We start from the raw sequence: 14380 nt of genomic DNA, 5'->3' as shown, positions 1-14380 counted from the left end.
GCGCTCCCCTATTCCGCCGCGATCGCGAGGCCGTCGTCGTCTTCGTCGTCGCTGAGCGACTTGAGTTCGACATTGAGACCCAGGCTGCGCATTTCCTTGACGAGAACGTTGAAGCTCTCCGGAATGCCAGCCTCGAAGGTGTCGTCACCCTTGACGATGGCTTCGTAGACCTTGGTACGGCCGATCACGTCGTCCGACTTCACGGTGAGGATTTCCTGCAGCGTATAGGCTGCACCGTAGGCCTGGAGTGCCCAGACCTCCATCTCACCGAAGCGCTGGCCGCCGAACTGCGCCTTACCGCCCAGCGGCTGCTGGGTGACGAGGCTGTAGGGGCCGATCGAACGGGCGTGGATCTTGTCGTCGACCAGGTGGTGCAGCTTGAGCATGTAGATGATGCCCACTGTCACCTTGCGGTCGAAGGCTTCACCGGTGCGGCCGTCGAAGAGAACCGACTGGCCGTCGGCATCAAGACCCGCACGCTCCAGCTCCACGGTCACGTCGCCTTCGCGCGCGCCGTCGAACACCGGGGTACCCATCGGAACGCCGTAGCGAAGGTTGCTGGCCAGTTCGACGATCTCTTCGGTCGAACGCGCCTTGAGATCGTCCTTGTAGCGATCGCCGTAGACGTCGTTCAGACGCTCGATCACCGCTTCGGGCGGCTTCGCCTTGGCGTAGTCTTCCGAAGCGTTCGGGTTGGCCTTCTTCCACTCTTCGAGCTGCTCGCCGATCTGCATGCCCAAATTGCGGGCCGCCATACCGAGGTGCGTTTCGAAGATCTGCCCGACGTTCATTCGCGACGGCACGCCCAGCGGGTTGAGAACGATGTCTACCGGCGTACCGTCGGCGAGGAACGGCATGTCCTCGACCGGCAGGATGCGGCTGATGACACCCTTGTTACCGTGACGGCCGGCCATCTTGTCGCCCGGCTGAAGCTTGCGCTTCACGGCAACGAAGACCTTGACCATCTTGAGCACGCCCGGTGCGAGTTCGTCACCACGCTCGAGCTTTTCCTTCCGGTCTTCGAACTTGTCGTCGATGACCTTCACGCTCTCGTCATACTGCGACTTGACCGCTTCGAGCTGCGCCTGGCGATTGTCGTCCGCAACTGCGAACTTGAACCATTCGTGCTTGTCGACGCTTTCGAGAACGCTTTCGTCGATCTTGGTGCCCTTCTTGACGCCCTTCGGAGCAGCCGAGGCCGTCTGGCCTTCGAGCATGTCGCGCAGGCGGTTGTAGGTTGCACGGTTGAGGATCGCGCGTTCGTCGGCAGCGTCCTTGCGGAGACGCTCGATTTCCTCGTTCTGGATCGCACGCGTACGGTCATCGATCTCGATACCGTGACGGTTGAAGACGCGGACTTCCACGACCGTCCCGGCAACGCCCGGCGGCAAACGGAGCGAGGTGTCGCGCACGTCGCTGGCCTTTTCACCGAAGATGGCGCGCAGGAGCTTTTCTTCCGGCGTCATCGGGCTTTCGCCCTTAGGCGTGATCTTGCCGGCCAGGATATCGCCCGGGTGCACTTCGGCGCCGATGTAGACGATGCCCGCTTCGTCGAGGTTGCGCAGGGCCTCCTCGCCGACGTTGGGGATGTCGCGGGTGATGTCTTCAGGGCCGAGCTTCGTATCGCGAGCCATGACTTCGAATTCCTCGATGTGGATCGAGGTGAAGACGTCGTCCTTCACGATGCGCTCGGAGATGAGGATCGAGTCCTCGTAGTTGTAGCCGTTCCAGGGCATAAAGGCGACGAGCGTGTTACGGCCCAGGGCCAGTTCGCCGAGGTCGGTCGAGGGACCGTCGGCGATAACGTCGCCCGGCTCGACCGTTTCACCGACCTTCACCAGCGGACGCTGGTTGATGCAGGTGTCCTGGTTCGAACGCTGGAACTTCTGCAGCGTGTAGATGTCGACGCCCGACTGGCCGGGTTCGACATCTCCGATGGCGCGGATAACGATACGCGTTGCGTCGACCTGGTCGACCACGCCGCCGCGCTTGGCGGTGATGGCTGCGCCGGAATCACGGGCAACGGTTTCTTCCATGCCGGTGCCGACCCAAGGCGCTTCTGCCTTGACGAGCGGCACGGCCTGGCGCTGCATGTTCGAGCCCATCAGTGCGCGGTTGGCGTCATCGTTTTCCAGGAACGGAATGAGTGATGCTGCGACCGAGACGAGCTGCTTGGGCGAAACGTCCATCAGCGTGATGGTTTCGCGCGGAGCCATCAGGTTGTCTCCGTTCTGGCGCGCCGAGACCAGCTCCTCCACGAAGCCGCCCTTGTCGTCCAGATCAGCCGAGGCCTGTGCCACGGTGTGCTTCTGCTCTTCCATCGCCGAGAGGTAGATAACCTCGTCGGTCACCTTGTTGTCCTTCACCTTCCGATACGGCGTTTCGATGAAGCCGTACTTGTTTACGCGGGCGAAGGTCGAGAGCGAGTTGATCAGACCGATGTTCGGGCCTTCCGGCGTTTCAATCGGGCAGATACGGCCATAGTGCGTCGGGTGAACGTCGCGGACTTCGAAGCCTGCGCGCTCACGGGTAAGGCCGCCCGGGCCAAGTGCCGAAACGCGGCGCTTGTGGGTGACTTCCGAGAGCGGGTTGGTCTGGTCCATGAACTGCGAGAGCTGCGAAGAACCGAAGAACTCGCGCACGGCAGCCACGGCGGGCTTCGCGTTAATGAGGTCGTTCGGCATCACGGTCGACACGTCGACCGAGCTCATGCGCTCCTTAACGGCGCGCTCCATGCGCAGCAGGCCGACGCGGTACTGGTTTTCGAGCAGTTCGCCGACCGAGCGGACACGGCGGTTGCCGAGGTTGTCGATGTCGTCGACTTCGCCCTTGCCGTCCTTGAGGTCGACCAGTTCCTTGACCACGGCGAGGATGTCTTCCTTGCGCAGCGTGGTCACCGTGTCTTCGGCGTCGAGGTCGAGACGCATGTTGAGCTTTACGCGGCCAACAGCCGAAAGGTCATAGCGTTCGCCGTCGAAGAACAGGCCTTCGAACAGGGCTTCTGCGGTTTCCTTGGTCGGCGGTTCGCCGGGGCGCATGACCTTGTAGATCGCCTCCAGGCCCTCGTCACGGTTCTCGGCCTTGTCGACCTTCATCGTGTTGCGGATCCAGGGGCCGGTCGTGACATGGTCGATGTCGAGGAGCTCGAGGCTGTCGACGCCGGCAGCGTCGAGCACTTCGAGGTTCTCGGCCGAAACTTCGTCACCGGCTTCGATGTAGATGCGGCCGGTTTTCTCGTCGATCAGGTCTTCGCTGGCATAGCGGCCGAAGACTTCCTCGGTCGGCAGCAGTAGCGTTTCAAGACCATCCTTCGCCGCCTTGTTTGCAGCGCGGGGCGAGATCTTCTGGCCGGCGGGGAAGACTTCCTCGCCGGTCTTGGCATCAACCAGCGCGAAAGCCGGCTTCTGGCCGCGCCATTGCTCGGGAACGAAGGGGATGTTCCAGCCTTCGCCCTTCTTGCCGGTGGCGCGCTTCCAAGTGACCTTGTTGTAGAAGTGCGAAAGGATGTCTTCGCTGTCGAGGCCCAGAGCATAAAGCAGCGCGGTGACCGGCAGCTTGCGCTTGCGGTCGATACGCACGTTGACGATGTCCTTGGCGTCGAACTCGAAGTCGAGCCAGCTGCCGCGATACGGAATGATGCGGGCAGCGAAAAGGAGCTTGCCCGAGCTGTGCGTCTTGCCGCGGTCATGGTCGAACAGCACACCCGGCGAACGGTGCATCTGCGAGACGATAACGCGCTCGGTACCGTTGATGATGAAGGTACCGTTGTCCGTCATCAGCGGCATGTCGCCCATGTAGACGTCCTGCTCCTTGATATCGAGCACGGAGCGGGTCTCGGTTTCCTGGTCGACTTCGAAGACGATCAGACGCAGCGTGACCTTCATCGGGGCCGCATAGGTGATGCCGCGCTGGCGGCATTCGACGATGTCGTACTTGGGCGGTTCGAGTTCGTAGTGAACGAAGTCGAGTTCGGCGGTACCGGCGAAGTCGCGCAGCGGGAAGACCGAGCGCAGCGTCTTCTCGAGGCCCGAGACATGGCCGGTGGCCTTGTCGGAACGCAGGAACTGTTCATAGCTCTCGCGCTGGACTTCGATCAGGTTGGGCATGTCGACGACTTCGTGGATGTCGCCGAAGATCTTGCGGATACGCCGCTTTGCGGTACCCGAAGCAGTGTTCCGGGGTGCCTTCGCCTTGGTAGCCATAAGGGGTAGTTACCTCTTCTCGTGTGCATCTGGCCCCGCGCGGTCGGGACCGGAAATCAAATGTCTCATGCGCGTGAGAACCAGATCGCGAGACGCAAAAAGGCCGCAGCGAATGCACACCAATAGCGGCGGCAGCTGCAGCTCATGAAAAGCGTCGCGATATGGAAACGCCGCTTCCATCCTGTGTCCGATCCCCGCGCATGAATCAGACTCGCTCGAAGCGTGCGGTCGAGGGGCATGTAGGAAAGCGTCTGCGCGAAGTCAAACCCGCAAAATGCCGGGTAGGGAAATTCGCCGCACGAGGCGCTACACTCGTCGCATGAGCAGTAGCAAGGAACGCGGTCGACCGGCCCATCCGGACGTCCTCACGCCCGCCGAATGGCGGGTTGCGGAAGGCGTGCGCCACGGCCTGACCAACCCGCAGATCGCCGCCCGGCAAGGGGTCGGCCTGGACGCAGTCAAGTTCCATGTCTCGAACATTCTCGGCAAGCTCGGGATGGATAGCCGTAGCGAGCTGAAACTCTGGAACGGCATCGAGCGGGGTAGCGCACTGGAGGGAATGCGCGAAATGAATAGCGAAAACGGCATCGGTGCTATCGGACAAATCGCACGCACGGTCAGCGATATCGATGCAGCACGAAGATGGTATCGCGATGTGCTTGGGCTCGAACCGTTGTTCGACGCAGGCAACATGGCATTCTTCGCCTGCAATGGAACCCGGCTCATGCTCAGCGAAGGCGATGCCGGAGCTGAATCCCTCATCTATTTCCGCGTCGACGATGTGCACGCGGCTTGCTCGGGCATGGAGGAGAGAGGGGCCAAGGTTATCTCCGCACCACACCGGATCCATACGCATGAGGACGGCAGCGAGGAGTGGATGGGCTTCGTGGAAGACAATGACGGAAGGCCGCTTGGGCTGATGGCGACTGTCCCACCGAAATAGCCGATCCGGTCTCTCCCGAGTTGGCGGGACGGGTGGCAACCGGCTGAAATGGCGCCACACTGACGCCAAATTGTGCTACCGTGCTCGCCTCGTTGGAGAGGAGAGAGCATGCATCGACTGTTGCTCTGGCTGACCGCCCTAGCCGCTTGGGCTGCCTTTCCGGCCCTCGCGCAGGTCTCCGAAGAGCCTGCCACACGTATCGTCGCGGTCGGTGACCTGCATGGTGATTTCGACGCGTGGGAGGCCATTGCCCGCCAGGCCGGTCTTATCGACAAGCATGGCGATTGGTCGGGCGGCGATACCACGCTGGTGCAGCTGGGAGACGTTACCGACCGGGGGCCGGATTCGCTCAGGATCATCCAGCATCTGCAGGCACTGCAAGTCGAGGCTGCCAAAGACGGCGGCGCGGTGATCGTATTGCTGGGCAATCACGAGGCGATGAACGTCATCGGCGATCTGCGATACGTGCACCCGGGAGAGTACGCAGCCTTCAGTGACAAGCGCTCGAAGTCTCGGCGCGAAGCGGTCTGGAAAGCCAATCGCGAGGCCCTCGAAACCTATTACAGCGGGCTTGACCCGCCCCTGTCCCCCGAGGATGCGAAGGAGCAGTGGTTCGCCGAAACCCCGCTGGGAATGCTCGAGCACCGGCGCGCCTGGCGGCCGGGAGGCGAGCTTGGCCTATGGGCGGCAAGCCTGCCTGCGGTGGTAATGGTCGGAAACACACTGTTCGCTCATGGTGGCTTGAGCGAGGAACGAACGCGCCAGGGCATCGACGCATTGAATGCGAGTGTTACCGCCTCGCTCCAGCCGGGCGATGAAGTGGATCGCAGTGCCCTCGAAGACCCGCTCGGGCCCCTCTGGTATCGCGGGAACGTTGCCCGCAGCGAGAAAGATGCTGCGGGCAACGTTCCCGAAGGCGCTGAACCTGCGCCCCGTCCTTCCCGTGAAGAGGAGATCGCTGCGATACTCGCGCGATACGATGCGAAGAGGCTGGTAGTCGCCCACACACCTTCGCGCGAGGGGATCGCAAGCGACCTCGCCGGACGGTTGATCCGCGTCGATACGGGCATCTCAGCCCACTACGGCGGGCCGGCGAGCTTTCTCGTCATCGAAGGTGACGTACTCGCCGCGCATGAAAGGGGCAGCGACGGTACCTGGACCACGCGCGCCATCGGCCAGGCGGCGCATGAAGAAACGCCATGAATAAGCCGCTCCCGACACTCGTCTTCGCACTAGCGATTGGCGCCACCCCCTTGGCGGCGCAGGAGGACACAGGCGAAGTTACTCCCCTGTTCGCCGCCGATGCGACTCTCGAGATCACGATCTCGGGACCGATCAAACGAATTGCGCGGCGCGCAGAAAGCTCGACCGATGTCCACCCCGCCCAGCTGCAGGCCGCCGGCGAAACGCACGCAATCGAGCTTTCCGCCCGGGGTAAGTCCCGCCGCTTGCGCGAGAATTGCCAGTTCCCACCCCTGCGGGTCGCGTTTCCGGAGAAGCCCGGCGAAACATCCCTGTTTCACAAGCAGGGGCGGATAAAGCTGGTCACCCATTGTCGCGACAGCAGCTCCGGGGAGCAGACGCTGCTGCGCGAATACGTTGCCTATCGGCTGTACAACATTCTCACTCCGGAAAGCTTGCGGGTCCGCCTGGTCCGGGTGAACTATCTGGATGACGGCAAGCGGGTCACCCAGCGCCTCGGCTTCTTCATCGAGGATGTCGATGATGCCGCTCGGCGCCTCGGGCGCAAGGAGGTCGACACGGGCAACATAGCGCTCGGCAGGCTCGATCAGACGGATGCGGCGCGGTACGCACTCTTCCAGTACCTCATCGGCAATACCGACTGGTCGATGATCTTCGGTCCGAGTGGAGGAGATTGCTGCCACAACTCGCGCCTTGTCGGCGACGAGTCCGCCTCTCGCAGCGGGCTGACGCCGGTGCCCTACGATTTCGACAATTCCGGCTTTGTCGATGCCAGCTATGCCGTGCCCAACGAACAGCTCGGAATACGCTCTGTCACGACACGCCTTTATCGCGGCTTTTGCGCGTTCAACGATCATGTCCCGGCCGAGGCCGAACGCTTTCGTACCCTACGCGGTGCCCTGGAAAATAAGATTTCAGCCACGTCGCATGTCGACGGCAGGAACCGATCCGCGATGACGCGTTATCTCGAAAGCTTCTTCGACGATATCGCGGACGAGGAAACGCTGCGCAAGGAGCTGCTCAACGATTGCCGTTAGGCTGCCTTGTCAGTCCAGATCACCACCCTCGCCGGACTGGTCGTGTTCCTCCGCATCCTGGGCAGCTTCAGGCGAGCGCAGATACCGGTGTGTCCCGTCCTTGGCGCCGTAATCCACCAGCCACAGGGTAGCGAAGGCGTAGTTGAACATGACCGTCATCACGAGCGCGATCTCGAGCGCGCCTATCCCCGCGGCCAGCCCGATGCCGATCGCGAGAAGGATATAGATCGCATCGCCCGAGCTCTTGAGCGTATTGCGGAACCGAACCCCACCCACAATGCCCGCGAGCGAGAATGCCAAAGCGAGCGAGTTGTGAACCATGACCACGATCGCCGTGACTGCAATCGGCAACACGATCATCGTTTCCACCAGCGCCTGATCGTATTCGGACCGGCTGCGGCTGGCCATGTAGGTCCAGGTGACCGGGATGGTCGTGAGCATTGCCCCGCCCACGGCCACGAAGAGCCACAGGATCGAACTGCTCAGATTGCCGACCTTCTCGGCACCGATCTCGACCCCGCCGAATGGATCCGTCGCCGTCTGGCTGAGCAGCGTCTGAGCGCCACCCAGCGGCAGGAAATGGGCAAGCGAAGGGGCGAGCGCGACAACACCCATCACCGCGCCTGTCACCACCAGGTAGAACAGCGTGAGCCGAACGAACAATGCGCGAAAGACCATGGCCTGCACCCCTCCCCCGGCCATCTATAGAGGTATCCGCTTCGCACGACAATTCCGCCACTTATCGACCCCGCGCCTCGGGGAGGTTATCGCAAAACGACACCATACATATCGAAACTCGATATTATCGATTGACAATATGGCCGACTCGGATTATTGATTATCGATATTGAAGATCAAGGAGTTCGATAAATGACCCGTTTGCACAACCATCTCGCCGCTGCCGTTGCAGCCATCACGATCACCATTTTCTCGATGCAGCTGATCACCACGGTCCCCACGCCGCCGGTGGCAGTGATCGAAGCGCCGACCCTCGCCTGAGACCGGACGACTGGAGTTTGAAATGACCGAGACCTTGCCCAACGACGGCCTGCTCAAGGCGGCCCGGATTTTGACGACCATCTTCCAGGTCCTGCTTGGAGCGCTCTTCATCGGCCTGATCGTCCTCGCCCCCGTTGTCTTGCTTAGCCAGAGCCATATCGCAGACGAGATGTTGCCCGACGCCGTCATCAGTGTCGGCACTGTCGCAGTGTTTCTCGCCCTTGTGATACTCCTCATAGCTGCCACCGTGGGCCTCGCATTCGTCTTCCTCAGGGCGCTCAAGCAGATGATCAACTCGGTTGGCGATGGGGACCCCTTCATCGCAGAAAATGCCGATCGCCTGCGCCGGATGGCCTGGATCGTGGTGATCATCGAATGCATCAAGATTCCGGCCGGGGCGATCGCCACATTCATCGCGAAGCAGGTCAAAGAAGACCTCTACACTCTGGACATCGAGTTCTCGCTGACCGGCATCTTCGTCGCCCTTGTCCTGTTCATCCTCGCTCGCGTGTTCCGCCATGGAGCGGCGATGCGCGCTGATCTCGAGGGGACCGTGTGATGCCAGCTGAAGAAGGAACCCGGATCATGGTCAAGCTCGACGATATCCTCCACGCCCGCCGCATGACGCTGACCGAGCTTGCCGAACGCGTCGGCCTAACCCTGGCCAATCTGTCGATCCTGAAGACCGGCAAGGCCAAGGCCATCCGCTTCTCGACCCTCGAAGCGATCTGCCGCGAACTCGACTGCCAGCCGGGCGACCTGCTGGCTTACGAAACGGACTGACAGCTCGCTCGGCATCGCAACACAAGGGCCGTCCCGACTCCGGTCGGGGCGGCCCTTTCATTTTCGGGCTATGGCAGGATGATAATGCCGTCCCTCTCGGCAATCGCACCCGCAAAACCCCAGCCGCCGAAGGTTTCGGAGACCGCAGCCTGAAGCAGGTTCTCACCCTCCTGAAGCGGTAGCACCACGGTATCGTGAAAACCGATCGTACCAAGGAAGAAGTGATCCCTGCTGCGCCAACCCGCCTCGCCTTCGAACACCAAGCGGCCGTTGAGGAAGAGCCGGACGCGATCCGAGTAGCCGAACTTCAAGCGCACCTGCCTGGCGCGATCGGACCGGATACGGGTCGAGACGATGACCGTGTCTGCCTCATCTCCTAGCGCAGCCACCCGCGATATATCGGCGATACCGCTGGTTTCGACCTCGAGAGTTGCAGCACCGGGCAGGCTGACCGGAAGGCCAGGAAGGACCGGCTGGTCCTGAACCAGTGCTTCGGGGAACGGGTCGCTGACCGACCAGCGGGTTATCGCTCCCCCTGGCGCCTCACGTTCGCCCGAAGGAGTACCGACGATCACGTCGTGCGGGCCAAGCTCGCGGATCGAGAGGTTCGCGAAAGCAATCCTCGCCTGCGGCCCCGACGCCCTGAATCCCAGGCGGCCCGCACCGCTATCGGACGCCAGATCGGGAATATGCAGGGCTGGCATGCGGCTGCCATTGAAATAGATATCCGCCCGGTCACCCACGACGACCATCTTGAAGTGGTTCCAGCCTTCATAGGTGAAGCCGAGCGGTGCGAGGGCATCGCGGTCGGTGAATATCTGCCAGGAAGTCAGGCCATTGCGCATCGGGGTATACTGCCCCGCATCGGGCTGCCCCGACTTGTGCTGGCGGATGTAGAAATATTCCTGCCGTCCGTCCTCGGCGACATGCCATACAGGCCCTCCAAAACCGAAGGCCTCGTCGAAGGCGAGGTCGAACTCGATGACCCCTTCGGAAAACTCGACGCCCTCCAGCATCGCCAATCCGCGCGTGAGCACGAGGGCCTCGACGCCGTCGATCGTCTCGATGGTCGCATTGGCCCCGCCTTGCGCGAGGTCTACTCTCTGCCCTGCCCAATCGAGAGCTCGCTCATCCTGCGCCGTCGCCGTGGCCGGTAGCGCGAGCGCTAACAGCGCCAGTATTGCCCGATACATTCCAATCTCCTGCCGATTTCAAGGCGGACAGGATCGACGTCGTTCAGTCGGAGATATTGAAAGAAACGGCCATGGGCCTGCGCTCGGCATGGATCTTCGAGGGGCTCCGCCCGAGGATCGCGCGGCATTCGCGGATCATGTGAGCCTGGTCGGAGAAGCGATGTCCTGCCGCAATCCCCGCCCAATCGGGACGGTCGGAGCGCTCGGCTTCGAGCATGGCGGCTGTGATGCGCAAGCGCCTCGCCCAGCCACGCGGGGAAAGGCCGAAGCGCTCTGAAAACCCCCGGCGCAAGTGCCTCGGGCTAAGATCGACCAACCGTGCGAGTTCGGCCGGTGTGATCCTGCCGCCCGATGCTCTCGACAACGCAGCCGCACGACCCAGGCGGTCGGTCGACCCTGTCGATGCCAAGGGCTTGATCGCTGCTAGCATCGCGCGCCACGCCTCCGAAAAATGCTCTCGACCGGCAAGCCGTCTCGCCGGTTCGATGGCAAGCGCCAGCCTTGTTGGCAATTCCAGGTCCTGCCCATTCATATCCGCAGCGCGAATACCGAGCTGCGGCTCCAGCACTTCCGGACACAGCCTCAGGCCGAACATCTCCTCACCCGGTTCGGGACTGTAGGTGCCGCCATCGGGGCTGATCTGCGTGATCTCGAACCGGAGATTGCTGGTCTCCCCGTTTCTGCTGAAGCGCCTCCGGATGACGAGCGAGGGTTCCGAATGCGGCAGCAGCCGGTGAACCTCGGGTCGATCATGTCCGATATATGTGTGCCAAGCGAGATCGACGATGCCGCATCCGGAGGGGCCCAGCTGCCAGGCTTCGTAGGAGCCGGACCGGTGATCGGGCTTTGCGCCCCTCGGATCCACTTTCGACAGCATGACGCCTACTTCTATTGTGTCTCGCGGGAAAGCTGAAGCGCAATTGTCCCGAACTCGGCCGATCTAGGGCTGCGGGGCGCACCTTGTGCTCTCGTCATCCGTGCACTTGCGCGGCATAAGCGGCACATGACGACTCGTTTTCCCGCCGTCGCGCAGATGCTCTTGGCGGCGCTGCTATGTCTTCCGGCGGCACCTCTCGCTGCACAGCAGGCTGGAAGCGAGAAGACCGAACCTGCCGAAAGGCTTCCCGAGGGGGCGCATGAATTCCGCTTCGATGGCTGGCGTGGTCCCGCACTCAAGGTACACGCATTCATTCCCACCGCGGTTGCCGCGGAGGAAGCGCCGATACTGGTGGTGATGCACGGCATGAACCGCGATGCTGATCGATACCTCGCCCAATGGCAGGCCATCGCGCAGGAACGCGGCTTCATTGTGATCGTACCGGAGTTCGGCCGCGGGTCGTTCCGCGGATCGCACGAATATAATCTCGGCCATGTCGTGAAGCGAGGCCGGACCGATCTGCGCGAAAGGTCCGAATGGAGCTTCGCCGCGATCGAACCGCTGTTCGACAACGTCGTGGCCAGGATCGGTGGGAAGCAGGAGGGCTATACGCTCTACGGGCATTCGGCGGGTTCGCAATTCGTCCACCGCTTCTTGCTGACCCAGCGCAATCCGAGGGTGCTGCGCTACATTCTTGCCAATGCCGGCTGGTATACCCTGCCGACATTTGCCTTCCCCTATCCCTACGGCTTGAACGGACTCGACCTTGTGCCAGATGACCTGCAATCCGCCTTGGCGAGCGATGTGGTCGTCCTTCTGGGCGAAGAGGATGCGGACCCTCGGCACGAGAGCCTCAATCGATCCGAGGGAGCGATGCTCCAAGGCGAACATCGCCTGGCGCGAGGCAAGTTCTTCTTTGAATTCGGTCGGGAGATGGCGCGCAGGCAGGACTGGGCATTCAACTGGACGCTGCGCACCGTGCCCGGAGTAGCGCATGACAATGGCGGCATGGCCCAGGCGGCCGGAGAGCTTGTCGTTCGCAGAGGCTCAGAAAAAGGGAATTGACCGGCCCCCAACCGCGGCAATTCGCTTGACTCTGTCGCCCTGCCCGCTAAATGCGCGCCCGTCCGTTCCCGGAGCGATCCGGAAGCGGCAATCCGTCCGAGACAGTTGGTGACCGGGATTTGCCGGTCTTAATTTCCAGCCTAGACGGGGAAAAGAGAATTTCCGGCAGGCCTTGGCGCCCGCCGTTTCGCGCCATTTGGCGCACTCCTTCCCCCATCAACGGACTCGCCCGTGTCGTTGTTTCGGCACGGACAAACGTAGCCGATCCCGGCGGAGCCATCCGGCGGGGTCATAGTGAAGGAGTATGGCATGGATCGTTCGCAGAAAGCCGATTCGGTCGCCCAGCTCAGCGAAGTCTTCAACCAGGCTGGCGTGGTCGTCGTGACCCGCAACCTGGGCCTTTCGGTTGCTCAGTCGACCGAACTGCGCACGAAGATGCGTGAAGCCGGTGCGTCCTACAAGGTTGCGAAGAACCGTCTCGCCAAGCTCGCCCTGAAGGACACCGACTACGCAGGTCTCGACGAGTACCTGTCCGGTCCGACCGCCCTTGGTTATTCCGAGGATCCGGTTGCAGCCGCAAAGGCTGTGGTGGAATTCGCCAAGACGACCGACAAGCTCGAAATCGTCGGCGGTTCGATGGGCGCGCAGAAGCTCGATGAAGCTGGGGTCAAGGCACTCGCCTCGATGCCGAGCCTCGACGAACTTCGCGGCAAGATCGTGGGTCTCGTCAACGCACCGGCAACCAAGGTTGCCCAGGTCGTCAACGCACCCGCAGCCAAGCTCGCACGTGTCTTCGGCGCATATGCCGCCAAGGAAGCCGCGTAAGAGCTGGTTCGACGCACGAACACATATTCATCGGGGCAGACCCGGATGGGCACCCCGGCCTATTTATTGGAGTGAAACATCATGGCTGATATCGCCAAGCTTGTTGAAGAACTGTCGAAGCTGACCGTCATGGAAGCCGCTGAGCTTGCCAAGGCACTTGAAGAAGAGTGGGGCGTGAGCGCCGCTGCTGCTGTTGCTGTTGCTGGCCCGGCCGGCGGCGGTGACGCAGGTGCCGCTGCTGAAGAAAAGGACGAATTCGACGTCGTCCTCACCGGCGACGGTGGCAAGAAGATCCAGGTCATCAAGGAAGTCCGTGCCATCACCGGTCTCGGCCTCACCGAAGCCAAGGCTCTTGTCGAAGGCGCACCCAAGGCGCTCAAGGAAGGCGTCAACAAGGCTGAAGCCGAAGAAATCAAGGGCAAGATCGAAGCAGCCGGCGGTACCGTCGAGCTCAAGTAAGCCATTCGCTTACGCTTCGATCTCGTTCCGCGAGATCACGCGAAGGGCGGTACCAAAAGGTGCCGCCCTTTTCGTTTCTCCAGGAGTTCGAACTGGCGCGAGAATGATCTCGCCGCAGCCTCACATTCTGAGGTTGATCCGGAGCCCCATCATGTCGATCCCAGGGTTCTGTCCGCGATCGAAGACATTGGCGTTGCTGATGTGAATCCAGCTCGCTTCGATCGAAACGCGCTCCGATACGTTGAAGCCGAGCGCGATCTCGGGCTGGAAAAGGACACGGCTGCCCAGATCGTTGCGGATTTGCGTGTCGGGATCACGCCGTTCCGTGGGGCCATCGTGGACGACGAGGCCGATGCCGGGACGCAGGTAGAAATCGTCCATCTCGAGCTTCCAGCTCACGCCCGCGCCGGCAAAGCTGGTGTCACCTTCCATATTGGCCGAAGCGATGATGTATGGCTCCATTCCGCCGACCGCATCGATCGGCGCGAACCGATAGCCGGCCTGCACATCCATTCCGTCTTCGCCTATGTCGAGGCTGAGCGGCGTATCGACGCCGTGCACATAGAGTCCGGTGAAAATCTCCTGCGCCTGGGCAGGCGAAGAAAGTCCAAAAGCTGCAGCGACAATCGATAGTGTCGCGAAAAATCTCCGCATTTGGATAGCTCCAGTCGTTCCGCAAGGCTCGCGGCGTGTTCTAGTTTGGGAGACTTGCGGAAAGCTGAAGGCCCCGTTGCATGGGCGTTTACCATCGTGACGCCCGAGAAGCCAAGTCATAAGCCAAAAGGCACTGATTT

Annotated in this window: 14 protein-coding genes; 9 read left to right on the top strand and 5 right to left on the bottom strand. The window is 61.8% G+C overall.

Annotation, left to right across the window (positions count from 1 at the left end; translation table 11 throughout):
- Positions 1-8 precede the first annotated feature (8 nt).
- Complete coding sequence (rpoB, locus tag K3146_RS12585) at positions 9-4202, bottom strand: DNA-directed RNA polymerase subunit beta (protein ID WP_221546660.1); 4194 nt, start codon at positions 4200-4202, stop codon at positions 9-11.
- 319 nt (positions 4203-4521) lie between these two features.
- On the opposite strand from rpoB, the gene K3146_RS12580 reads away from it, so the two are divergent.
- The 3 genes from K3146_RS12580 (at position 4522) to K3146_RS12570 (ending at position 7385) form a co-directional block, all read left to right on the top strand.
- Positions 4522-5145: a VOC family protein gene (locus tag K3146_RS12580; protein WP_221546659.1), complete on the top strand. Its 624-nt coding sequence runs from the start codon at positions 4522-4524 to the stop codon at positions 5143-5145.
- 108 nt (positions 5146-5253) lie between these two features.
- Entirely contained in the window at positions 5254-6348 is a 1095-nt protein-coding gene (locus K3146_RS12575; RefSeq protein WP_221546658.1) for a metallophosphoesterase, read from the top strand.
- Positions 6345-7385 (top strand): hypothetical protein, encoded by a 1041-nt coding sequence (locus tag K3146_RS12570; RefSeq protein ID WP_221546657.1) that lies wholly within the window; start codon positions 6345-6347, stop codon positions 7383-7385. Before K3146_RS12575 ends, K3146_RS12570 begins: the two co-directional genes overlap by 4 nt.
- A 9-nt stretch (positions 7386-7394) precedes the next feature.
- Here K3146_RS12570 and K3146_RS12565 read toward each other — a convergent pair whose 3' ends face one another.
- Positions 7395-8087, bottom strand: coding sequence for a DUF4956 domain-containing protein (locus K3146_RS12565; RefSeq protein WP_221546656.1), 693 nt, complete (start codon positions 8085-8087; stop codon positions 7395-7397).
- A 168-nt stretch (positions 8088-8255) separates the two neighbouring features.
- On the opposite strand from K3146_RS12565, the gene K3146_RS13585 reads away from it, so the two are divergent.
- The 3 genes from K3146_RS13585 to K3146_RS12555 are packed head-to-tail and all read left to right on the top strand — an operon-like array spanning position 8256 to position 9167.
- The gene (locus K3146_RS13585) at positions 8256-8384 is read left to right on the top strand and encodes a hypothetical protein (protein ID WP_282098502.1); all 129 of its coding nucleotides are present in this window, start codon (positions 8256-8258) and stop codon (positions 8382-8384) included.
- A 22-nt stretch (positions 8385-8406) separates the two neighbouring features.
- Positions 8407-8943, top strand: coding sequence for a DUF2975 domain-containing protein (locus K3146_RS12560; protein ID WP_221546655.1), 537 nt, complete (start codon positions 8407-8409; stop codon positions 8941-8943).
- Positions 8943-9167, top strand: coding sequence for a helix-turn-helix domain-containing protein (locus K3146_RS12555; protein WP_221546654.1), 225 nt, complete (start codon positions 8943-8945; stop codon positions 9165-9167). The genes K3146_RS12560 and K3146_RS12555 overlap by 1 nt, the downstream gene beginning before the upstream one ends.
- Before the next feature lie 68 nt (positions 9168-9235).
- Here the strand turns inward: K3146_RS12555 and K3146_RS12550 are convergent, their stop codons facing one another.
- Together K3146_RS12550 and K3146_RS12545 are read right to left on the bottom strand one after the other, a co-directional pair.
- Positions 9236-10360, bottom strand: coding sequence for a hypothetical protein (locus K3146_RS12550; RefSeq protein WP_221546653.1), 1125 nt, complete (start codon positions 10358-10360; stop codon positions 9236-9238).
- 43 nt (positions 10361-10403) lie between these two features.
- Positions 10404-11237: a helix-turn-helix domain-containing protein gene (locus K3146_RS12545; protein WP_221546652.1), complete on the bottom strand. Its 834-nt coding sequence runs from the start codon at positions 11235-11237 to the stop codon at positions 10404-10406.
- Between the two features lie 126 nt (positions 11238-11363).
- Between K3146_RS12545 and K3146_RS12540 the strand changes: the two genes are divergently transcribed.
- The 3 genes from K3146_RS12540 (at position 11364) to rplL (ending at position 13586) form a co-directional block, all read left to right on the top strand.
- Positions 11364-12302 carry an alpha/beta fold hydrolase gene (locus tag K3146_RS12540; RefSeq protein WP_221546651.1) on the top strand — a complete coding sequence of 313 codons (939 nt, stop codon included), beginning with the start codon at positions 11364-11366 and terminating at the stop codon, positions 12300-12302.
- A 309-nt stretch (positions 12303-12611) separates the two neighbouring features.
- A complete protein-coding gene (gene rplJ, locus K3146_RS12535) occupies positions 12612-13127 on the top strand; it encodes a 50S ribosomal protein L10 (RefSeq protein WP_221546650.1) in 516 nt (171 codons plus the stop codon).
- 81 nt (positions 13128-13208) lie between these two features.
- Positions 13209-13586: a 50S ribosomal protein L7/L12 gene (rplL, locus tag K3146_RS12530; protein ID WP_090477479.1), complete on the top strand. Its 378-nt coding sequence runs from the start codon at positions 13209-13211 to the stop codon at positions 13584-13586.
- A 120-nt stretch (positions 13587-13706) separates the two neighbouring features.
- Here rplL and K3146_RS12525 read toward each other — a convergent pair whose 3' ends face one another.
- Positions 13707-14240, bottom strand: coding sequence for an acyloxyacyl hydrolase (locus tag K3146_RS12525; RefSeq protein ID WP_221546649.1), 534 nt, complete (start codon positions 14238-14240; stop codon positions 13707-13709).
- Positions 14241-14380: the final 140 nt, after the last annotated feature.

It is taken from the genome of Qipengyuania vesicularis, from assembly GCF_019711415.1.
Classification (GTDB): domain Bacteria; phylum Pseudomonadota; class Alphaproteobacteria; order Sphingomonadales; family Sphingomonadaceae; genus Qipengyuania; species Qipengyuania vesicularis.
Note: the sequence above shows the minus strand (reverse complement) of the source record. Positions and strands in the feature narration are given on the sequence as shown.